The sequence below is a fragment of the Gordonia bronchialis DSM 43247 genome, from assembly GCF_000024785.1.
In the GTDB taxonomy this organism is placed as follows: Bacteria; Actinomycetota; Actinomycetes; order Mycobacteriales; family Mycobacteriaceae; genus Gordonia; species Gordonia bronchialis.
This window is the reverse complement of sequence record NC_013441.1, coordinates 1,775,118-1,795,817: the sequence shown is the minus strand read 5'-3', so window position 1 is coordinate 1,795,817 and position 20,700 is coordinate 1,775,118. Positions and strand designations below refer to the sequence as shown.

17 protein-coding genes and 3 pseudogenes are annotated in these 20,700 nt (G+C 68.6%); 5 read left to right on the top strand and 15 right to left on the bottom strand.

Annotation, left to right across the window (positions count from 1 at the left end):
* Positions 1–69: 69 nt before the first annotated feature.
* The 3 genes from groL to GBRO_RS08455 all read right to left on the bottom strand — a co-directional run bounded on the left by groL (position 70) and on the right by GBRO_RS08455 (position 3,714).
* Positions 70–1,683 (bottom strand): chaperonin GroEL, encoded by a 1,614-nt coding sequence (gene groL / locus GBRO_RS08465; RefSeq protein ID WP_012833548.1) that lies wholly within the window; start codon positions 1,681–1,683, stop codon positions 70–72.
* A 103-nt stretch (positions 1,684–1,786) separates the two neighbouring features.
* A complete protein-coding gene (groES, locus tag GBRO_RS08460) occupies positions 1,787–2,086 on the bottom strand; it encodes a co-chaperone GroES (RefSeq protein ID WP_006334733.1) in 300 nt (99 codons plus the stop codon).
* A gap of 152 nt (positions 2,087–2,238) precedes the next feature.
* Positions 2,239–3,714: an MFS transporter gene (locus tag GBRO_RS08455; protein WP_223375520.1), complete on the bottom strand. Its 1,476-nt coding sequence runs from the start codon at positions 3,712–3,714 to the stop codon at positions 2,239–2,241.
* Positions 3,715–3,839: 125 nt separating this feature from the next.
* Between GBRO_RS08455 and GBRO_RS08450 the strand changes: the two genes are divergently transcribed.
* Entirely contained in the window at positions 3,840–4,268 is a 429-nt protein-coding gene (locus GBRO_RS08450; protein ID WP_012833546.1) for a MarR family winged helix-turn-helix transcriptional regulator, read from the top strand.
* On the opposite strand, the gene tsaD is transcribed toward GBRO_RS08450, so the two are convergent.
* The 12 genes from tsaD to GBRO_RS08390 are packed head-to-tail and all read right to left on the bottom strand — an operon-like array spanning position 4,259 to position 15,251.
* Positions 4,259–5,329 (bottom strand): tRNA (adenosine(37)-N6)-threonylcarbamoyltransferase complex transferase subunit TsaD, encoded by a 1,071-nt coding sequence (tsaD, locus tag GBRO_RS08445; RefSeq protein WP_012833545.1) that lies wholly within the window; start codon positions 5,327–5,329, stop codon positions 4,259–4,261. The two genes, GBRO_RS08450 and tsaD, sit on opposite strands and share 10 nt — an antisense overlap.
* A complete protein-coding gene (gene rimI / locus GBRO_RS08440) occupies positions 5,326–5,832 on the bottom strand; it encodes a ribosomal protein S18-alanine N-acetyltransferase (RefSeq protein WP_012833544.1) in 507 nt (168 codons plus the stop codon). Before rimI ends, tsaD begins: the two co-directional genes overlap by 4 nt.
* Positions 5,829–6,560, bottom strand: a complete 732-nt coding sequence (gene tsaB / locus GBRO_RS08435) for a tRNA (adenosine(37)-N6)-threonylcarbamoyltransferase complex dimerization subunit type 1 TsaB (RefSeq protein ID WP_012833543.1) — start codon at positions 6,558–6,560, stop codon at positions 5,829–5,831. Before tsaB ends, rimI begins: the two co-directional genes overlap by 4 nt.
* On the bottom strand, positions 6,536–7,048 hold the full coding sequence (gene tsaE / locus GBRO_RS08430) for a tRNA (adenosine(37)-N6)-threonylcarbamoyltransferase complex ATPase subunit type 1 TsaE (protein WP_012833542.1): 513 nt from the start codon (positions 7,046–7,048) through the stop codon (positions 6,536–6,538). Before tsaE ends, tsaB begins: the two co-directional genes overlap by 25 nt.
* Positions 7,045–8,166 carry an alpha/beta fold hydrolase gene (locus GBRO_RS08425; protein WP_012833541.1) on the bottom strand — a complete coding sequence of 374 codons (1,122 nt, stop codon included), beginning with the start codon at positions 8,164–8,166 and terminating at the stop codon, positions 7,045–7,047. Before GBRO_RS08425 ends, tsaE begins: the two co-directional genes overlap by 4 nt.
* Entirely contained in the window at positions 8,166–9,311 is a 1,146-nt protein-coding gene (gene alr / locus GBRO_RS08420) for an alanine racemase (protein WP_012833540.1), read from the bottom strand. Before alr ends, GBRO_RS08425 begins: the two co-directional genes overlap by 1 nt.
* Entirely contained in the window at positions 9,308–10,759 is a 1,452-nt protein-coding gene (locus tag GBRO_RS08415) for an NAD(P)H-hydrate dehydratase (RefSeq protein WP_012833539.1), read from the bottom strand. The genes alr and GBRO_RS08415 overlap by 4 nt, the downstream gene beginning before the upstream one ends.
* A 10-nt stretch (positions 10,760–10,769) precedes the next feature.
* Positions 10,770–12,632, bottom strand: coding sequence for a glutamine--fructose-6-phosphate transaminase (isomerizing) (gene glmS, locus GBRO_RS08410; protein ID WP_012833538.1), 1,863 nt, complete (start codon positions 12,630–12,632; stop codon positions 10,770–10,772).
* 31 nt (positions 12,633–12,663) lie between these two features.
* Positions 12,664–13,656 (bottom strand): dienelactone hydrolase family protein, encoded by a 993-nt coding sequence (locus tag GBRO_RS08405; RefSeq protein WP_052298242.1) that lies wholly within the window; start codon positions 13,654–13,656, stop codon positions 12,664–12,666.
* Positions 13,657–13,666: 10 nt separating this feature from the next.
* Entirely contained in the window at positions 13,667–13,924 is a 258-nt protein-coding gene (locus tag GBRO_RS08400; RefSeq protein ID WP_012833536.1) for a hypothetical protein, read from the bottom strand.
* Complete coding sequence (locus GBRO_RS08395; RefSeq protein WP_012833535.1) at positions 13,921–14,913, bottom strand: hypothetical protein; 993 nt, start codon at positions 14,911–14,913, stop codon at positions 13,921–13,923. The genes GBRO_RS08400 and GBRO_RS08395 overlap by 4 nt, the downstream gene beginning before the upstream one ends.
* Entirely contained in the window at positions 14,910–15,251 is a 342-nt protein-coding gene (locus GBRO_RS08390; RefSeq protein WP_012833534.1) for a hypothetical protein, read from the bottom strand. Before GBRO_RS08390 ends, GBRO_RS08395 begins: the two co-directional genes overlap by 4 nt.
* Positions 15,252–15,441: 190 nt before the next feature.
* Here GBRO_RS08390 and GBRO_RS08385 point away from each other — a divergent pair, with 190 nt between their 5' ends.
* The 4 genes and pseudogenes from GBRO_RS08385 to GBRO_RS26910 form a co-directional block, all read left to right on the top strand.
* Complete coding sequence (locus GBRO_RS08385; RefSeq protein WP_012833533.1) at positions 15,442–16,617, top strand: YncE family protein; 1,176 nt, start codon at positions 15,442–15,444, stop codon at positions 16,615–16,617.
* An 89-nt stretch (positions 16,618–16,706) separates the two neighbouring features.
* A pseudogene (locus GBRO_RS08380) lies at positions 16,707–17,737 on the top strand (LLM class flavin-dependent oxidoreductase).
* A pseudogene (locus GBRO_RS26915) lies at positions 17,734–19,797 on the top strand (LLM class flavin-dependent oxidoreductase); the annotation flags it as partial. The pseudogenes GBRO_RS08380 and GBRO_RS26915, both read left to right, overlap by 4 nt.
* 226 nt (positions 19,798–20,023) lie before the next feature.
* A pseudogene (locus tag GBRO_RS26910) lies at positions 20,024–20,689 on the top strand (alpha/beta fold hydrolase); the annotation flags it as partial.
* Between the last annotated feature and the right edge of the window lie 11 nt (positions 20,690–20,700).

Genomic DNA, 20,700 nt, shown 5'->3' with positions numbered 1-20,700 from the left:
CACATCGGGGCTCCCACTCGGACGAGTGGGAGCCCCGATGTCGTCGGTCGATGCGCTGGGAGACCGGGCTCAGTGCGCGTGGCCGTGACCGGCGTGCGCGTCGGCCTCCGCCGGCCGATCGGTCACCGCGGTCTCGGTGGTGAGCACCATCCGGGCCACCGACGCGGCGTTGACCACCGCCGAGCGGGTGACCTTTACCGGATCGATGATGCCGTCGGCGACGAGATCGCCGTAGCCGAGGGTGGCGGCGTTGAAACCGGTCCCCTTCTCGGCGGCGGCGACCTTCTCCACCACGACGGCACCGTCGAGACCGGCATTGGCCGCGATCCAGAACAGCGGTGCACGGGCCGCATCGCGAACCACGCGCACACCGAGTGCCTCTTCGTCGGGCAGGCCGGCGGCGAGATCATCGAGAACGGTGGCCGCCTGCACGATGGCCGAACCCCCGCCGGGGATGATGCCCTCCTCGACCGCCGCCTTGGCCGCGGCGACGGCGTCTTCGACGCGGTGCTTGCGCTCCTTGAGCGCGGTCTCGGTGGCCGCACCGACGCGGATGACGGCGACTCCGCCGGACAGCTTGGCCAGCCGCTCGGCGAGCTTCTCGCGATCCCAGTCGGAATCACTCTGCTCGATCTCGCGACGCAGCTGCGCGGCCCGATCGGCGATGGCCTCCTTGGTGCCGGCACCCTCGACGATGGTGGTCGCGTCCTTGGTGACCACCACCCGGCGAGCCGAACCGAGCACCTCGAGACCCACGGTCGACAGGCTCAGGCCGACATCCGCGGTGACCACGGTCGCGCCGGTGACCACGGCGAGGTCCTCCAGGAACGCCTTGCGGCGATCTCCGAAGAACGGTGCCTTGACGGCGACCGCGCGGATCGCCTTGCGAATCGAGTTGACCACCAGGGTCGACAGCGGTTCACCTTCGACGTCCTCGGCGATGATCAGCAACGACTTACCGGCCTCCACAACCTTCTCCAGCAACGGCAGGAAGTCCGGCAGCGAGCTGATCTTGTCGCGGTAGAGCAGCACCAGGGCGTCTTCGAGGACCGCTTCCTGGCTGTCGGCGTCGGTCACGAAGTAGGGCGAGAGGAAGCCCTTGTCGAACTGCACACCCTCGGTGACCTCGAGGTCGGTGTGGAGTCCGGAACCCTCTTCCACGGTCACCACACCGTCGGCGCCGACGACGGTCATCGCCTTGCCGACCATCTCACCGACTTCCTCATCACGGGACGAGACCGTCGCGACCTGCGCGATCGCCTTCTCGCCGTCGACCGGGGTGGACGCGGCGACGAGCGCATCGCTCAGCGCGTCGGCGGCCTTGCCGATACCGGCACCGAGTGCGATGGGGTTGGCACCGGCGGCGACGTTGCGCAGGCCGGCCCGGACCATCGCCTGGGCGAGCACGGTGGCTGTGGTGGTGCCGTCACCGGCGACGTCGTTGGTCTTGGTGGCCACCGACTTGACCAGCTGGGCGCCGAGATTCTCGAAGGGATCCTCGAGGTCGATGTCGCGGGCGATGGTCACCCCGTCGTTGGTGACGTTGGGACCACCGAAGGACTTGGCCAGGACGACGTGGCGGCCACGCGGACCCAGCGTCACCTTGACGGTGTCGGCGAGCTGGTTGATGCCGCGTTCGAGCGCGCGCCGTGCGTTCTCGTCGAATTCGATCTGCTTGGGCATATGTCTCCTAATTCGGAAGAATTGCGTCCCCTGCGAATACACACCGCCCCGGAGCCCTTGACGGGCCGCCGGGGCGGTGGGACACGCGAGGGTCTCGCGGGTCTTACTTGCCGATGACAGCCAGCACGTCGCGTGCCGACAGGATCAGGTACTCCTCGCCGGCGTACTTGATCTCGGTGCCGCCGTACTTGCTGTAGATGACGGTGTCACCTTCCTTGACGTCGACGGGGACGCGGTTGCCCTGCTCGGTCACGCGACCTTCGCCGACTGCGATGACGGTGCCTTCCTGGGGCTTCTCCTTGGCGGTGTCCGGAATGACCAGGCCCGAGGCGGTGGTCGTCTCGGCCTCGACGGCCTGCACCAGGATCTTGTCCTCAAGCGGCTTGATGTTCACGCTCGCCACGATGTGAGTCCTCAACTTTCGTACTGAGAAAGAATCTGCACGTTCATGGCCCTGGGACAAAACCTCGTCGTCGCGGGTGCCGAGGCTTGTTCAGTGCCACCTAGCACTCTATACATGCGAGTGCCAGCACTCAAGGGCGGCGGCTGCGAAAATCAGGCGTTCACGCCGAGCGAAACACTGCGTGCCCTGACCCTCGACCACCATGCCACGCCGATCGCACCGAGCAGGCCGATCACCGACAGTCCACTGACCACCCAGATGGCCGTGGTCATCCCGCCGAGCAACTCGCCCGGTTCCGACGCACGATGGGCACTGGCCAGGATCGCGGTCACAACGGCCATCATCACCGCACCGCCGACCTGGACACTGGTGTTGACCAGCCCCGAGGCGAGACCCTGATCGTCGTCGTGGACACCCGCGGTGCCCTGAGAGGTGATCGACGGGAACGTCAGCGCGAAACCGACCCCGAGCAGCACGATCGTCGGCAGGAGGAAGATCGCGTAGGCCATACCGGGTTCGGCGCGCGAGAACCACAGATATCCGCCGAGGAAGGCAACGAAACCGGCGATCATCAGCACCGGCGTACCGACCCGGTCGAGCACCTTGTCCATCTTGATCGCGCTGGTGGCGACGATCAGGCCGGCCGGCAGGAAGCCGAGTGCCATCGCCATCGGCGACCATCCCAGCGAATCCTGCAGATAGAGGGTCACGACGAACTGAAAGGCGACGTACCCGCCGAACATCAGGGCGCCGGAGATGTTGGCGTGTACGAGCAACACTGAGCGCAGCACGCCGAGCCGGACCAGTGGATGGCCGTGTCGTTGCTCGATGACCACGAACGCGATGGCCGACACAGCCGACGCGACGAGCACCCCGATGGTCTGCGGTGCCGCCCACCCCACGTCCGGCGCGCGCACCACGCCGAGGACCAGGAGCAGCAGCGATCCGGTGCTGGTCACTGCCCCGGCGACGTCGAAGTGGGCCCAGTTGACCCGCGCGGCGTGCGATCGCGGGATGACCCGCGTTCCGGCCAACAGCAGGAGCAACGCGACCGGACCGGGAAAGATCAGCGTTGCGCGCCACGACATCTCGGTGAGCAGACCACCGAAGACCAGTCCCAGCGAGAAGCCACTCGCCCCGCTCACCGTGTAGATCGACAGTGCCCGGTTCCGGGCGGGCCCTTCGGCGAAGGTGGTGGTGATGATCGACAGTCCCGCCGGGACGGTGAAGGCGGCGGCGACGCCCTTGACGAATCTCAGCACGACGATGAGTGCGTTGACGTCCACCAGCGCACTGAACACGGATGCGACCGCGAAGACCGCGAGCGCCGTGAGGAAGACGCGTCGTCTGCCGAAGAGGTCGCTCGCCCGTCCGCCGAGCAGGAGCAGGCCTCCGTAACCCAGCGCGTATCCACTCACGATCCACTGCAGACTCGCCTGATCCATGCCCAGATCCGCCCCGATCGAAGGCAGGGCCACGCCCACCATCGACACATCGAGCGCGTCGAGGAACAGAGCCCCCGCGAGCACTACGAGGAGCAACCAGGTTCGTGCCGACCAGCCCGAAGCACTCGTGAGATGCGTGGGGGCGAAGTCCCCAGCCTGCGACCGCTCCGGTCGCCCGTCCATGAGCACATGCGTTGTCGATTGCGTCATGCCGGAAACTATATGCACATGCATTCAATGCGTCCACATAATTTTCTGACGAATTTGATGTGATTGCATTCACTCTGGGTCACCGGTAGGATGCGGCCATGACCGGCGATGCGAGGGACCACGATGACCTCGCCGCTGCGTGGCATGAACTCTCTGTCAGCTATCACCGTGTGCTCTGCGCGCTCGATCGTGAGTTGCAGGCCGGCCATCAGATCTCGTCGAGCGAGTTCGAGGTTCTCGAACTCCTTTGGGACGCCGAGGATCACAAGTTGCGGATGAGTGATCTCGCCGGTGCGGTGCACCTCAGTCAGAGTGCGCTGTCCCGCGTGGTGGCCCGCCTGGAGAAGGACGGCCTGGTGCAGCGGACCATGTGCACCGCCGACCGGCGTTCCGTGTTCACCGCGCTGACCCCCGCCGGCGAGCGACGCTACATCGAGGCCCGCCCGACGCAGCGCGCCATCCTCGCCGAGGAGTCCGGCGGCTGCCCTCAGATGCTGCGCCAGGGACCTTCCGTCGATCAGAGCTGACTGAGCTGCACCGACAATCCCGGGTCGGACGCGACGGTCAGCGGCGACGGCTCAGCGCCGCCGGCGATGACATGCGCGCCGAGGGTCGCGATCATGACCCCGTTGTCGGTACACAACCGCGGCTTCGGCACGCGCAGGGTGATCCCCGCGGCGGCACAGCGTTCGTCGGCCATCGACCGGATACGGGAATTGGCGGTGGCGCCTCCGCCGAGGACCAGGGTGTCGACGCCGAGGTCGGTGCAGGCCCGTACGGCCTTCATGGTGAGGACATCGGCGACGGCCTCCTGGAAGGATGCGGCGATGTCGGCGACGGGACGCTCGACGCCGTCGCGATCGCACTTCTCGACGAACCGGGCAACGGCGGTCTTGAGGCCACTGAAAGAGAAGTCGTAGCGCGCGTCGCGTGGGCCGGTCATCCCGCGTGGGAACGCGATGGCGTGCGGATCTCCCTGCCGGGCAGCAGAATCCAGCGCCGGCCCGCCCGGGAAACCGAGATCGAGCAGACGCGCCACCTTGTCGAAGGCCTCCCCAGCGGCGTCGTCGACGGTGGTACCGAGTTCGACGATCGGTTGCGACAGATCGGTGACGTGCAACAGGTGGGTGTGTCCTCCGGAGACCAGCAGGGCAACGCATTCCGGCATCGGCCCGTGCTCGAGCGTGTCGACGGCGACGTGCCCGCCGAGGTGATTCATCGCGAACAGCGGCACATCCCACGCCAGCGCGTACGCCTTGGCCGCGGCCACCCCCACGAGCAGCGCACCGGCCAGACCCGGCCCGATCGTCACCGAGATGGCGTCGGGCCGGTCGATACCGGCGGCCTCGCGGGCCCGGCGCATCGTCGGGACGATCGCCTCGAGATGCGCGCGGGATGCGATCTCCGGGACCACCCCGCCGAAGCGGGCGTGTTCGTCGACGCTGGAGGCCACCTCGTCGGCGAGCAACGTCGCATACCCGGGTGCGTCACCGTCGGCGGGCGTCCAGCGCACGATGCCCACACCTGTTTCGTCACAGGAACTCTCGATCCCCAGGACGACGAATTCACGTGCCTTCTCGTCGGTCATGCGGGACCCTCCTCGTCGAACTGGCGGCCCGAGGCGGGCGGACGCATCATGGTGAACGCGTCCGCACCGGAGGGCTGATAGTAGTGTCGCCGGATGCCCGACGTGGTGAAGCCGTGCCGCGAGTACATCGTGATGGCGGCCTCGTTGTCGGTGCGCACCTCGAGGTATACCGGGGCATCACAGGCATCGGCGACGTCGAGCATCGCGGTGAGCAGAGCGCGCCCGAGACCGGCGCCCCGGTGATCGGGGGCCACGGCGATGGTGTGGATCTCACATTCGTACTCACCGGGTCCGCCCAGTGTCGAGATGCCGGCGTAACCGATCACCTCACCGCCGGGCTCGGCCCGTGCGGCGAAGTAGGTGTTGTAGGGGGCGTTCAGTTCGGCGCGGAAAGCCGTTGGCGGCCAAGGGGAATCCTCGGCGAACATCTGTTTCTCCAGCGCGGCGCAGCGCGGGATGTCGGCGTAGGTGAGACCGTCTATGATCACTTCGGCGGCGGTCATCCGCGCACCACCCCGGTTGCCTTGCGTTCCACCGCATCCGGACGCCGCAGATAGAGCGGAACCAGCGCGGGCGGTTCGTCGCCGGCCCGGATCGCGTCAGCCGCACTGCTGACGAGTCCCGACACCGACGGCACGGCGATCTCCCCCGCCGACAGCCCGACCGATTCCACGTGCGTCGGCGAACCGAGCGCGAGATCGACTGCGACACCGTTGAGTTCGGCCTGCACGGCCGACGGTGCCGCCACCTGCGGTCCGTGTACACGACGGCCGTCGAGGTAGCGCGCCCAGTACACCTCACGGCGTCGCGCATCGGTGACCACGACGATCGTGCCCCGCCGATCGGCCGCAGCGGCGATCGCGTCGAGTGAGCACACGCCGTACGCCGGCACGCCCAGGGCGTCGGCGAACCCCGCCGCGGTCGCCATCCCCACCCGGAGCCCGGTGAACGGCCCGGGACCCGTCCCGACCACCACGGCGTCGATGTCCGAGCGTGAGACACCGGATTCCGCAAGGGTTTCGGCGATCAGGGTGGTGAGCAGCTCGGCATGCCGCCGATGGTCGGTGACGACGCGCTGGGCGAGCACCTCGACGGTTCCGTCGTCACCGACGACGGCCGGTCCGGTGACCACCGCCTCGGTAGCCGTGTCGATGGCGAGGACCGTCGTGCCCCTTCGGCTCCCGCCCGAACTCCCGGTCGCTGGGTTCACCGGCCCGTCACCCACTCCCATTCCACGTGGCGCACATCGGTGTCGGGGTCGCGTCGCAACCGCACCCGCACATGATGGTCGGCGAGCCGCTCGGCGACACCGTCACCCCATTCCACCACCACGACGGCGTCGGCGAGGTCGGTGTCGAGATCGAGGGCATCGAGTTCGTCGAGACCGCCGAGTCGGTAGGCGTCGACGTGCACCATGCCCGGCCCGCCGCTTTCGGCGGGGCGATGCTCGCGGGCGATGATGAAGGTAGGCGACGTGATCCGGCCGCGGACCCCCAGTCCCGCACCGATCCCGCGGGCCAGTGCGGTCTTGCCGGCACCGAGCGGACCGTCGAGGATCACCAGATCGCCGGCGCGCAGGCAGGTCGCCAGCTCGGCGCCGAAGGCCTCGGTGTCGCTCACCTCCGGCAACTCGCGCGAACCCCCAGACCTGGTGCCCCCAGACCCGATGCCTCCGGATCCGTCATCCCCAGACCCGATACCGTTCGTCACCTCACTCATACCCGGATCCGCTTCCACCACTTGGACCGTGGTGCGGGCAGGGCGACGCGGGCGCGGTCGACGAGATCCTCGATGGCGTCGCTGACCAGCCGTGGCTGCTCCATCTGGACCATGTGTCCGGCGCCCTTGACCACCACCAGACGGGAGTCGAGCCGGAACTCGGAGTACATGCGCACCGAATTGGCCATCGGGGTCAGGCGATCGCGGCTACCGCACACCACGCAGGTGGGGACCTGCGCGATGATCGGCAGGGCCGTCGACTCGTCGTGGGTCTCCAGTGCGTGCAGGAAGTTCACGATGGTGTCGATCGGGGTGTTCTGGATCATCTTCTCCACCGCCCGACCGGCTTTCGGGCTGAAGAACGACGGCCCGAAGCTGGCCGCGACCAGCACCGGTTCGAGTGCCGCGCGGGTGACGCCGCGCCCGGCCTGCACCAGCCGCGGAGCGCGGCGCACCGACAACCGGAACGCGTCGACGATCGGATTGCCCAGCCCCTCACCGAGTCCGGCCTCGGTGAGGCCACGCGACGCGGTCGCGACGAGACCGACCCCTGCCACCGGACCGGTGTGGGTGAACAACTCCGGGTGCCGGCGGGCGAGCGCCATCAGCGACATACCGCCCATCGAATGTCCGATCAGCACAACCGGTCCCACCGGTACGGTGGCCCGGATGACGGCGGCGACGTCGTCGGCGATCTGGGTGATCGTGCAGGTGTCGTCCGGGGCCGGGTCGCTTCGGCCGTGGCCGCGGTGGTCGAAGAAGACCATGCGGAAGTTCCGGTCGGCCCAGTCCTGTGCGAGTTGCTCGCGCTGGAAATGCCAGGCCGCCATCCGCAGGCTGAATCCGTGCACGAACAGGATTGTCAGCTCGGGTCGGGCGCCGTCGGCCACAGCACCGAGATCGACTGTGCGTACCGCGAGTTCGAGTCCGTCGTCGGTGGTCACCGTGGACGCGTCGTCGTCGTAGATGGTGGTGAAATCCACGTCGGCGTACGGGTCGCTCCGGCCGACGACCCGATTGCGCGCGACGTTGCGGGCGGCACCGAGAGCGGCGACCCCACCGAGCCCGGCCACGCCGGTCAGCCCGGCCAGCCAGCCGATCCGTTCCGAATTCTCCACTACCGCAACCCCAACCGATCAGCGGCGGCGCCCACGTATTCCCGCACCGCGCGGGCCCCGATACCGGACACGATCTCGTAGTCGATGGTGCCGACGGCATCGGCCCAGTCCTGGGCCCGCTGACCGCCGTCGGCCCCGGTACCGAACAGTTCCGCCCAGTCGCCCTCGGCGATGCCGCCGGCCTCGGGTCCGAGGTCGATCACGAACTGGTCCATGCAGATCCGGCCGACCTGGTCGACGACGCGATCGCCGATCCGGATACGCAACCGGCCGGATGCGGGCCGCGGAACCCCATCGGCGTAGCCGGCCGGGATCACGGCGATCGTGGTGTCCCGATCGGCCACCCAGGTGTGGCCGTAGGACACTCCCTGGCCGGCGGCGATTCGCTTCACCAGGGCGACCTGCGCGCGCAGCGTCATGGCCGGGATGAGCCCGAAGTCGCGTCCGGGGATCGGCGCACCACCGTAGATCGCGATACCGGGCCGGACCAGGTCGCGTGCGAGGTCCGGACGGGTCAGCGCCGCAGGCGAATTGGCGATGTGCATGATCTCCGGCGCAGCCCCGACCCGGACGAGATCGGCGCGCGCGTCATCCAGGCGCGCCGCCTGCTGCGAGTTCAGCGGATGATCTGGTTCGTCACCACGGGCGAGGTGACACATGAGTGCGCGGACCTGCACCGCGCCCTCGGCGACCGCCTTCGCCAGATCGTCGGCGAAGTCCGCCCATTCGTCGGGGGCCACCCCGCTGCGTCCGAGACCGGTGTCGAGTTTGACGGAGGCGGTGGCGGTGGTACCGGCCGACCGGGCAGCGGCGACCACGGCCGCCAGCTGCCGGCGCGACGACAACGCGAGGTCGAGGTCGGCGGCGATGGCAGCGGCGAAATCGGCACTGTTGGTGTGCAGCCAGGTGGTGATGTGGGCGTCGATCCCGGCGGCGCGCAGCGCGAGACCTTCGCCGATCACCGCGACGCCGAGTTCCGCCGCGCCGGCAGCAAGGGCCGCGCGTGCGACCGGCACCGCGCCGTGCCCATAGGCATCGGCCTTCACGACGGCCAGCACGTCGGTGCGCGACGTCTCACGCAGGACGGAGATGTTGTGGGCGATCGCGTCGAGGTCGACGGTCGCGGTCAGGGCAGCTGAGGTCATCGCCGACCATTGTCCCAGATCGCACGATACCCACGGATCGCCGGCCGCACCGCACCGAGCAGCGCCGACGCCCCGATCGGCGATCCATCACTCGCGATCGCCGCGGCCCGCGCGTGCATCCGCGCCGCGGCCGCACCGGCCACCGCCGGTTCGAGTCCGGCGGCGAGGAGTGAACCGGCGATCCCGGAGAGCACGTCACCGGCCCCCGCCGTGGCCGCCCACGACGACCCGGCGTCGTTGCCGTAGACCCGGCCTGCCGGATCGGAGATCAGCGTGATCCGCCCCTTGAGCAGCACCGATACCTCCCAGTCGCGGGCGAGTCCGGTGACCGCTGTCACCCGGTCGGCGCCGACCTCGTCTCCGGTCAGCCGCGCGAACTCACCGGCGTGCGGGGTGAGCAGCGTCGGTGCCGTACGTCCACGGACGAGATCGGGATTCGCGGAGACCAGGGTCAGTGCGTCGGCGTCGACAAGAACCGGGAGATCGGTCGCGAGGATCTCCCGAAGGACACCGAGAGCGGCGTCATCGGTGCCGGCACCCGGCCCGATCACCCATGCCTGCACGCGACCTGCATCGGCGAGGTCGGGCACCGCGACCACCTCCGGCCAATGCGACACCACCTCGGCATGGGCCGAGCCCACGTAGCGGGTCATCCCCGATGTCGCGGCCACCGCCGCACCGGTGCACAGGATCGCGGCACCCGGATAGCGGTGCGAGCCGGCGATGATCCCGATCACACCCTGGGAGTACTTGTCGTCGGCGGGCCCGGGTACCGGCCAGATCTCACCGACCTCGGCATCGGTCAGCGAACGCAGCAGCGGTGTACCCGCAATTCCGAGGGTGCCCGGTAATCCGATGTCCACCAGCACAACCCGCCCGCATTGCGGCGCCGCCAGCAGGTGAGCGTTGCGGTATGCGCCGAAGGTGACCGTCACATCGGCGCATACCGCCGGGTCGTGGACCTCTCCGGTGTCGGCATCGACACCGGAGGGCAGATCGACCGCCACCACCGTGGTCTGCCCGCCCACGCCGGCGAACACCTGCGCGGCGGCGGGACGCAACCCTCCGCGGCCACCGATGCCGACCACACCGTCGACCACCACATCGAGTCGGGACGGAAGATGTTCTACGACAACACCTCCCGAGGTTCGCAGCGCGTCGAGGCCACCGCGGTGCACGCGCTCCGGGGAGAGCAGGATCGCCGACACCGCAACCCCACGACGGGCCAGGAACGACCCCGCATAGAGCGCGTCGCCACCGTTGTCGCCGGCGCCGACGACGAGACCGACCGACCGGCCGTAGCACCCGCCGCTGCGGTTCAGCTCGGCGGCGACCGCCTGCGCGACGCCGTATGCGGCGCGGCGCATGAGGGTGCCGTCGGTCAGCAGGTGGCCGGTGGCACGTTCGGCGGCCCGGACCTGCTCGGCGGACAGATAGGGGGTCGGCATGCCGCCGAAGCTATTCCACCGTCACCGATTTGGCCAGGTTGCGCGGCTTGTCCACGTCGTAGCCACGGGCCTGCGCGACACTCGCCGCGAAGACCTGCAGCGGCACGGTCGTCACCAGCGGCTGCAGCAGGGTGGGCACCTTGGGGATCTCGACGAATTCGTCGGCCACCGCGCGGGCGGCGGTGTCGTCGGCTTCGGCGATCACGATGGTCCGCGCTCCCCGGGCCTGTATCTCCCGGATGTTGCTGACCATCTTGGAGTGCAGCACCGCGCGGCCCTGGGCCGACGGCATCACGATGATGACCGGCAGGTCGTCCTCGATCAGCGCGATGGGACCGTGCTTGAGTTCACCGGCGGCAAAGCCCTCGGCGTGCATGTAGGCGAGTTCCTTCAACTTGAGCGCGCCCTCGAGAGCCACCGGGTAGCCGACGTGGCGGCCGATGAACAGCACCGTGTTGTGGTGGGCCAGCGATCGAGCGAGATCACGCACCGGCTCCATCGTGCCGAGGACCTGCGCCACGGCGTCGGCCATCGCCTCCATCGCCGCGAACTCGCGTGCCACCTCGTCGGCGTACTTGGTGCCGCGCGCCTGCGCGAGGGCCAGCCCGACGAGGTAGGCGGCGGCGATCTGCGCGAGGAAACACTTGGTTGAGGCCACCCCGATCTCCGGGCCGGCGTGCGTGTAGAGCACCGCGTCGGACTCGCGCGGGATCTGGGCGCCGTTCGTGTTGCAGATCGCCAGCACACGCGCCTTCTGATCCTTGGCGTGCCGAACGGCCTCCAGCGTGTCGGCCGTCTCCCCGGACTGCGAGATGGCCACCACCAGCGTCGACCGGTCCAGAACCGGATCGCGATAACGGAATTCGCTGGCCAGCTCCACCTCGACGGGCAGCCGCGTCCAGTGCTCGATGGCATACTTCGCGAGCAGCCCGGCATGGTAGGCGGTGCCGCAGGCGACCACGAACACCTTGTCCACGTCGCGCAGATCCTGATCGGTCAGCCGCTGCTCGTCGAGCACGATCCGGCCGCCCTCGAGATGACCGAGCAGGGTGTCGGCGATGGCGCGCGGCTGCTCGGCGATCTCCTTGAGCATGAAGAAGTCGTAGCCGCTCTTCTCCGCCGCCGCGAGATCCCAGTTGATGTGAAAAGGCTTGCCGGCGCGGGGGTTTCCATCGAAGTCGGTGATCTCGTAGGTGTTGGCGGTGATCACCACCACCTCGTCCTGGCCGAGTTCCACGGCGTCGCGGGTGTGCTCGATGAACGCGGTCACATCGGAGCTGACGAACATCTCGTCGGTGCCCACACCGACCACCAGCGGGGTGGAGCGGCGGGCGGCGACGATGGTGCCGGGGTGATCGGAGTGGGTGAAGACCAGCGTGAACGCACCTTCGAGGCGGCGCAGCGCCGCGTAGGCACTCGCGACGAAATCCCCCGCCGCCGCACCGCTCGCGTACTCGCGCTCCAGGAGGTGCACCGCGGTTTCGGTGTCGGTATCCGAGGTGAACTCGATGCCGGACTCCTCGAGCTCGGTCCGCAGGACGGCGTAGTTCTCGATGATGCCGTTGTGGACAACCGCGATCTTGCCGTCGGTGCTCGAGTGGGGGTGGGCGTTGCGGTCGGTGGGCTTGCCGTGGGTGGCCCACCGCGTGTGCCCCATGCCGGTGGACCCGGCCAGCGTCTCGCGGCCCACGGTCGCGATCTGCTTGTCCAGGTTCTCCAGCCGGCCGGCCCGCTTCTGTATCGAGGTATGGCCCTGACCGTCGAGGATGGCGACCCCTGCCGAGTCGTAGCCGCGGTACTCCATCCGCCGCAGCGCCTCGACGACGATGTCCAGGGCATCACGCTGCCCGACGTATCCGATGATTCCGCACATAGCTAGTCAGCGTACCTGTGCGGCCGCTCGATCAGGCCGATCGTGCGGGCCCGTCGGACCGGGCGAGGGCGGCCGCGGCCAGCTTGGTGATCGGCGAGCGCTTACGCGCCTTCGCGCCGAGCAGCATCGACACCTTGTCCAGCGGCTGGGTCGGCAGGTCGTCGAGGTCGACGACCACCGACGTGCCCAGCACGGTGTTCGGGTCGACAAACGCCTGATAGTCGGGATCGCCGGTCAGGGTGTGCAGGAAGAAACCGGTGCACAGCGCCCGCACGAACTGATGGGTCTTGGGGTCGGCGCCGTGACTGCCGATCAGCGATTTGAGCGTCTGGCGTTCGACGAGACCCCGGGCGGTCGCGCCGGGCAGGGTGCGCAACACCACATCCCCGCGGGCCGCGCTGTCACCGGCCCGACGGCCGTAGGCCACCGCCAGCGGCAGTGCGTTCCCGGCGACGGTGTCGATATCGTCGGCGCCCGCAACGATGACGCCGGGCACATCCACGGTGCGGGCCGCGGGCAGCAGTTCCGGGGTGGTCGGCGCCGGGAACAGTGCCGCGACGCCACGGATGGGCGGGCGGGCCTGACCGAGCAGCGTGGCATCGGATGCGGCGAGGATCGCGGCTGCCGCGCCGAAGCCATGACCGGCGACGCCGACGCGTTCGGGGTCGACGGTGATCTGGCCGAACCCGAGCGGCACGTTGGAGACGATGGACAGTGTGGACCGCAGATCGGCGGCCAGACCGACGTCGGAGGCCAGGACGCCGCCCTGGCCGGCCGGGAGTGCGACGACGATCCCCCAGGACGCCAGGTGATGGACGAGGTCGCGGTACCGGGCGGTCTGGTTCATCCAGCCGTGCCCGAAGGCGATCGCGGGAAGGTGTTTGCCCTCGTCGGGTGTGTACACCTCGCCGGGAACCCCGACGATGCCGAGGTCACCGCGAAGGACGTGATGCGGGCCGCGACGCGACAGTCGCGACATCAGTTGCGCGGGCGAATGTGATGGCTTGCGCTTCTTGCCTGGCACAGCAGACAGCCTAATGCTCCGCGCCGGGAAGATGGGGACTGGTCTCGGCGCGGTCGGCGGGCAACAGGATGCCGGGTGTCGCGTCGACGGCGTCGGCGTCGTCCTCGAGGTCGGCGCGGGCACGTGCGACGGCGTCCGGCGTCGAGGCCTGGTGGGCACGGAGCGCATCGGCGAGGTCGCGCCGGGTGAGCGAGAAGGCTCGCGAGGCGGCGGCGACCTCCGCGGTGGCCGCCCGGGCCACTGCTTCGATCTGATCGGCGAGATTCACTGGTCACCCGCGAGCGCCAGATCGCCGGCGGACGGTTCGGCTGCCGTGGACGGCCGAGGTCCCGGCGCGACACCGGTGGTGGCCGCCGTTCCGGTGCCACCGAGACGCAGCGGCACATCGCCGTCCTCGACCGGGCCACGCTCGACCGGGTCGGGGGTGGGCACGATGCGCGCCGACGCGCTCTCGATCGGTCCCGGTGCGGTGGTGGCCGCGGTGGCCGGTGGCTTCTCGGTCGGCCGGTGGTCGTCGTGTTCGTGTTCCACCGTCGTGACGATGCCGGTACCGTCCGGTCCGGCGGCGAGATCACTGCGCGACGGGGTGAGGGTGGCGTTGCCCGGTGTGCGCGTATCGGCGGGATAGGGCTCGGTGTCGAGGCCGGCGGTCGAGCGGTTCAGGATCTGCAGGATCGCTCCGATGCCACCGACCACGGCGTCGGCGCCGACGGTGAACAGCGCGACACGCGCTTGGATGTCGGCGATGACCACGTGTATCGGCACGCGGCCGGCGAGAACCGCACCGGGTAGCTCGGCGATCGGACACCCGGCGACGGTCGGTTCACCCGCACGCGCCACCGCGAGCAGGAAGGTCCGCAGCAGACGGTCGATGCCGGAGGCCGCCGCAGCCGTGGCATCGGTGAGCGTGCGAAGCACATCGAGGTCGGATTCGGCCCGGCGCTGATGGTTGATCACCGCCACCACGGCCTCGGTGGCGGTGGCCCCCTGCCACCCGCGGTCCAGGCGGATCTGCTGTTCGGGAAGCTGGTGGAGTTGTTCGGACACCGCGCGATGGGCGGCCACCAGGCAGCGGCTGTCGGCGGCGAGGGCGGCGATGTCGAACCGGTCAATGGTGGCCATCCGGGTGCGGATCTGCGTGTCCGGCGGCAGGTTCATCCCGAAGGTGCGGCCGACCGCGAGGTACTCCAGCAGCCGATCCACCCCGGCGCCCGCCTCGGCACGCAGGGCCGCCAGCGAGTCCTGCGATCCCCTCATCTGGTGTCCCCGAACCTGGTGTCCCCGATCACCGGGATCATCGCGGCCGCCGCGGCATCGCCGGCCGCCAGTTCCGAACTCCCCCGACCCAGCGTCGACGCGAGCACCGCCGCCGCCTGCGACTGTGCGCTCAGCCGGGTCGCGAGTTGGGCGCCCATGGTCGCGTAACGGGCGGCGAGCGAACTCATCACGTCGTCGCCCTCGGGCTGACCTCGCGCCCAGGTGCCGAAGACGTGCGACGACAGGTCCTGCGACACCGCGTAGACGACGAGTGAGGCCCGACGGTAGAACGCGGCGACCTGCGAGATCTGATCGGCGTCGACAACGATGCGATCCATCGACTCCCCTCCCTGACACCCCGGTGCGCGTACGGGTCACTTGTTCCTTGGACGCACGCGGCCCCGATCCGGTTCCGATTCTCGGCGATTCTCTCCCAGCGAGCGGCCTCGCACCAGCGGAATGCCGTGGAGAGGCGGCGGATCGACGCTGCCCCTAGGGGCCTCCCCCGCTTAGGCTAACCTCATCCGCATGATGACCCGCCTCGCCCGCACCCAGCGGTTCGCAGCTCTCGGAATCGGATTCGCACTGTCCATCGGGCTGGTAGCCGGGACCGCGCCGGCGCAGGCCGCTCCGCAGTCCGATCCGGCCGCCCGGATGTGGGAATCGCTCCCGGCGCCGACGGTGCCGCAGCAGCCCGGCTACCGGATCACCGGCTACAACGTCGGCAAGGGCAACTATCGCGGCGCGATCGACGCGCAGACCGGCAAATTGTGGCTGACCAACGTCTCCCCTTTCGACGGGCCGTCGGAGTCGTCGATCCTGCGCGTCGATCCGTACACCATGCGTCTCGAGAAGCGCATCCGCATCACCAAACAGGCCGACACCAACGGTCACGGCACGATCGCCGCCCAGTACGAGATCGGCGTCCCGAAGACCGGCAACACCGTCTGGACCACCGCGGCCGCCGTCAACGAGGTCAACGTCTGGGACAAGAACACCGGTCGGCTGCTCAAGACGTTCAGCGGTGTCAACCACGCCCACGGAGTGGTCTTCGCCGAGGGCATCGGCGTGGCAATCGTGTCGATGGCCCGGCCGGGCGGGATCGCGCTGTTCGACATGCGGACACTGCAGCCGCTGGGCCGGACGGTCATGCCGGGCGACGGTCAGCAGATGGGGGCCGGGATCGCCTTGACCGACGACTCGGCCGCCGGTGCGACGGTGACCGTCCCGTCGTACTACTCGAGCCTCACCCAGTTCCGCGTCACCCGGCCGGGTGGACAGGTGCGCAGCCGCGTCACGTGGTCGACCCGCCAGCCCGGTCCCGACGGACACGGCAGCGTCGCCGCCGATACCCGGCACAACCGGGTCTACGTCAATCACCTCTATCTCGGCCTGGTCCAGGTGTACGACCTGCGGACCGGAGCGCATGTTCGTGACGTCGTCACCGGCCCGGGCACCAATTCGCTGCTGATCTTCCGCGGTCAGGTGTATGCGGCGAACTACTTCGGCGGCTACATCTCCGTCATCGACCAGAACACCCTGGGTGTGCGCCGGCTGCTCACCACCGGCCTGCTGCCAAATCAACTCCTCGGCTGGAAACCCGACACCTTCCTGGTCATCGACAAGTCCAGCGTGATCCTCGACGGCGGATACAAACAGAACCGTGGCGTCGACCGGGTGTGGAAGGTGCGCGCGCTGCCCTGATTTGGGGTTTCCGACAGATTTGGGGTTTCCGACAAGCGCCGTCGAGCGGCGGGTTCCCTCGCGACTGTGACTCCAGCCACAGTCAAGGCATGAGCACACACTTCGGTCTCTGGTACGACCTCCGCAACCCGGCTGACCCTGCCGGCACCACCCGTGGTTTCACCACGCTGTATCGGCAGGTGCTCGATCAGATGGTGTGGGCCGAGTCGTTGGGCATCGACTCGGTGTGGCTGACCGAGCATCACTTCATGGACGACGGTTACACCCCGTCGCCCTTCGTCATCGCCGGCGCGATCGGTGAACGCACCGAGCGGTTGCGGTCGGCACCAATCTGATCGTGTCGCCGCTACACAACCCGATCCGCCTCGCCGAAGACGCCGCCACCCTCTCGCTGCTCACCGACGGCCGATTCGAACTCGGTGTCGGGCAGGGCTATTGGGAGCCCGAATTCGCTGCCTTCGGGCGCAGCGTCCGCAATCGGCCCAGCCTCCTGGAGGAGGGCGTCGAGATCATCCGGCGCTGCTGGTCGGGCTCCGACGAGGCATTCACCGGACGGCGGCTGAGCAAACCGGCGCTGGCGGTGAGCCCGACACCCGAGTCGGTACCGGCGCTGCTGGTCGGCGCGATGGCCGATCCCGCCATCGAACGGGCCGCGCGAATCGCCGATGGTTTCCTCAGCACCCAAAACGTCCACCACGCACCATATCTCGCGGCAATGGACCGGCTCGGCCGGCGTTCGGCGGCCCGCATCTACGCCGGTCAATGGGTCATCATCGCCGACGACCCGGAGGCCGAATGGGCGCGGATCGGCCGGCACGCCCTCTATCAGATCAACAAGTACATCGAGATGGGCGCCTTCGGCCCGATGCCGCAGTTCACCGAGCCGTCGCAACTGATCGAGGCCGGCTCGTACACGCTGTGGGATCCCGACACCGCGGTGACCGAGCTCAGCACCCTGCTGAGTTCCACCCCGGAGATCGTCGACGTCCACTTCTGGGCGCAGCTTCCCGGAGAGCCGGTCGAATCCGGTAGCGCGCGAATCGAATTGCTGGCCACCGACGTGATCCCGCGAGTCCGCGCCCGGGTCGCCGACGCCGAGGTCGCGGGGGTGCATGCATGACCGGATCGTCGCAGCCACTGGTCATCACCGACTTCCTGTACCGGGCACGAGACATGTTCGGGGACAAGCAGATCATCGATCACGTCGACGGCGTCGAGACGATGCGCTACGACTACCGCACCTACACCGACCGGGTCCTGCGTCTGGCCGCGGCGCTGGTGGCTCGCGGCGTCCGTCCCGGGGACCGGGTCGGCACGCTTGCGTGGAATCACCACCGCCACCTCGAGCTGTACCTGGCGATCCCGCTGGCCGGGGCGGTCTTGCACACCATCAACATCCGGCTCGAGGCCGACGAGATCGCCTACATCGTCGACCACGCCGACGATGTGCTCGTGTTTGCCGACCCGTCACTCGAGCATCTCCTCACGACCGCCCGACAACGGCGCCCGGACATGGCGGTGGTGCTCCTCGACGACGGCGAATTCGAGGAGATCATCGCCGGCGCCGCCCCGTTGGATGCTCCGATTCGCCGCGACGAGGACGATCTTGCCGCGCTCTGCTACACCTCCGGCACCACCGGCGCACCCAAAGGTGTTGGATATCGCCACAAATCGCTGTATCTACACACCTTTGCCGCCTGTCTCGCCGATGGCCACGCGATCAGTGAACGCGATCGGGTATTGCTCGTCGTCCCCATGTTCCACGCGAACGCGTGGGGAGTTCCCTTCGCGGCCATGATGTCCGGTGCCGACCAGGTTCTTCCCGGACCGCATCCCAGCGCACCGGAGATCGCGACGATCATCGCCACGCAGCGGATCACCTACACCGGCATGGTGCCGACGGTCGCCGTCGACCTGGTGGCCCATGCGACGCGGGAGAACATCGATCTGCGCACACTTCGGGCGCTGGTGCTGGGTGGTTCCACCCCGAGCACCGGACTCATCCGCGACATCGTGTGCCCGTCGTGCGGGGCGTGGTCGGCGTCGAGGACGGACCCGCCGTCGACGCAGACGCGCTGTATGCCGATCTGCGCGAGAACGTCCCGCGCTGGTGGCTACCGGACCGGGTGTTCGTGGTGGACACGCTGCCCCGCACCAGCGTCGGCAAACTGGACAAACGCACGCTACGGGAGCAGGCGGCCGGGCTTTTGTGGGAACCCACAAACACCGATTCACAGCCCGTTCCCGCGGCGGCCACCTATCCCTAGCGTGAGCTTCATGAAGTTCAGTGTGTTCTATGTGCTGGAAAGCCCCGACCGCGACTTCCGACGTGCTTACGACGAGATGCTCGAACAGATCCGGATCGCCGAATCGCTCGGCTTCGGTGAGGTGTGGCTCGCCGAGCATCATGGCAGCGACTACGGATCGATCCCGTCCCCGCAGATCGCCGCCGCCGCGATCGCCGCCCACACCGAACGCATGCGGATCGGCATCGCCGTCAGCAACCTCACCTTCGACTGGCCGGTCCGAGTGGCCGAGGACTACGCGATGGTCGACGTCCTCTCCGGTGGACGCCTCGATCTCGGGGTGGGCCGCGGGTACCAGCCGCATGAGTTCCGGGCGATGGGCACCCAGGATCTCCAGGGGGTCAGCCGGGAGGTCTTCGACGAGGCCCTGCAGATCATCAGCGGGCTGTGGACCAAGCCGGTGGGCGAGCCATACACCTTTGTGGGCAACCACTTTCAGGTGATCGAGGCGGACTGCCGACCGGCCGTCGTCCAGCAACCGACGCCACCGCTCTACGTCGTCTCGATCAGTCCGGAGACCTTTGATCTCGTCGCCGAGGGTGGCCACAACATGCTCGTGACGCCCACCCTGATGACCCTGCCCGAACTGAACAGCTTTGTGGTGCGCGCCAAACAAGCGCTGCTCGACCGGGGCCGCGACCTTGCCTCCCTCGATTTCCCCATGAACTGGCAGATCCATCTCGCCGGCGACGAGCACACCGCCGTGCAGCGGTCGCGCGAGCCGCTGCGCTGGTACTTCGAGACGGTGATGTCGGCCATCCCGCACGGTCCGGACACCCCCGGATACGAGCGCTATGCCGAACTCGCCGCGGCCGCCGATGAAGGGGCGATGAGCATCGACGGGCTGCGCGAGGGCGGCGTCTGCTACGTCGGCGATCCAGAGGGACTCGTCCGTGAGATCGAGGTCCTGCGCGCGGAAACCGGGCTCGATCACCTGATCTGCTGGATGCGATTCGGCGGCATGGCACATGAGCACGTCGTCGAATCGATGGAGTTGCTCGCCGAGCATGTGATGCCGGTCTTCGCCGACGCGCCACCGGTCATCGCGCGCACCCTTTCCCAACATTCACATCCGTTCGGACACAACGGCTTCGACGCCGATGTACTCGACACCCCGTACCCCGATCCCCACCCACACCGAGAAGGAGCAACCCATGAGCTATCTCGCCGTCGAGAACGACCGTCGCATCTACTTCGAACACCACCACGGTGCCGGGCGCACCGTCGTCCTGATCCACGGCTGGGGCGCCACCACACTCTGCTGGGACAACACCGCACCCGCACTGCGTGCCGCCGGACACGAGGTGATCTTGATCGACCTGCGCACCTGCGGTCGCTCGGACAACGACTTCGACGACGTGTCGATCGATGCACTGGCATCGGACGTGGTAGCGCTCTGCGAGCACCTGTCGCTGACAAACCCGGTGATCAACGGCTGGTCGCTGGGCGGTGCGGTGGCGACCGCCGCCGTGAGCAAACTCGGCTCCCGTGCCGGCGGCCTGGTCCTGACCGGTGGCGCCTCCCCGCGATACACCGCGACCGACGACTGGCCGCACGGTGGCACGGTCGACGACGTCGAGCAGGTACTCGCCGGTGCGGCCGCCAACCGGGCCGACACCTTCCGCGGCGTCGCGTCGGTGATCTGTGCCCAACCGCCGAGCGACGATGTGCAGAACTGGTTCTGGGGCGTGTTCATGGAGATGGGACCACTCGGCGACCACTCGATGCACGACCTCGCCCATGTCGATCTGCGCAAAGAGCTCGGCGCCATCGACGT

Bases quoted from the DNA above. Each gene is read 5' to 3' on its own strand.
- groL (WP_012833548.1), bottom strand. From the start codon at position 1,683: ATGCCCAAGCAGATCGAATTCGACGAGAACGCACGGCGCGCGCTCGAA.
- GBRO_RS08455 (WP_223375520.1), bottom strand. From the start codon at position 3,714: ATGGACGGGCGACCGGAGCGGTCGCAGGCTGGGGACTTCGCCCCCACG.
- GBRO_RS08450 (WP_012833546.1), top strand. From the start codon at position 3,840: ATGACCGGCGATGCGAGGGACCACGATGACCTCGCCGCTGCGTGGCAT.
- tsaD (WP_012833545.1), bottom strand. From the start codon at position 5,329: ATGACCGACGAGAAGGCACGTGAATTCGTCGTCCTGGGGATCGAGAGT.
- rimI (WP_012833544.1), bottom strand. From the start codon at position 5,832: ATGACCGCCGCCGAAGTGATCATAGACGGTCTCACCTACGCCGACATC.
- tsaB (WP_012833543.1), bottom strand. From the start codon at position 6,560: ATGGGAGTGGGTGACGGGCCGGTGAACCCAGCGACCGGGAGTTCGGGC.
- tsaE (WP_012833542.1), bottom strand. From the start codon at position 7,048: ATGAGTGAGGTGACGAACGGTATCGGGTCTGGGGATGACGGATCCGGA.
- alr (WP_012833540.1), bottom strand. From the start codon at position 9,311: ATGACCTCAGCTGCCCTGACCGCGACCGTCGACCTCGACGCGATCGCC.
- GBRO_RS08415 (WP_012833539.1), bottom strand. From the start codon at position 10,759: ATGCCGACCCCCTATCTGTCCGCCGAGCAGGTCCGGGCCGCCGAACGT.
- glmS (WP_012833538.1), bottom strand. From the start codon at position 12,632: ATGTGCGGAATCATCGGATACGTCGGGCAGCGTGATGCCCTGGACATC.
- GBRO_RS08395 (WP_012833535.1), bottom strand. From the start codon at position 14,913: ATGAGGGGATCGCAGGACTCGCTGGCGGCCCTGCGTGCCGAGGCGGGC.
- GBRO_RS08390 (WP_012833534.1), bottom strand. From the start codon at position 15,251: ATGGATCGCATCGTTGTCGACGCCGATCAGATCTCGCAGGTCGCCGCG.
- GBRO_RS08385 (WP_012833533.1), top strand. From the start codon at position 15,442: ATGATGACCCGCCTCGCCCGCACCCAGCGGTTCGCAGCTCTCGGAATC.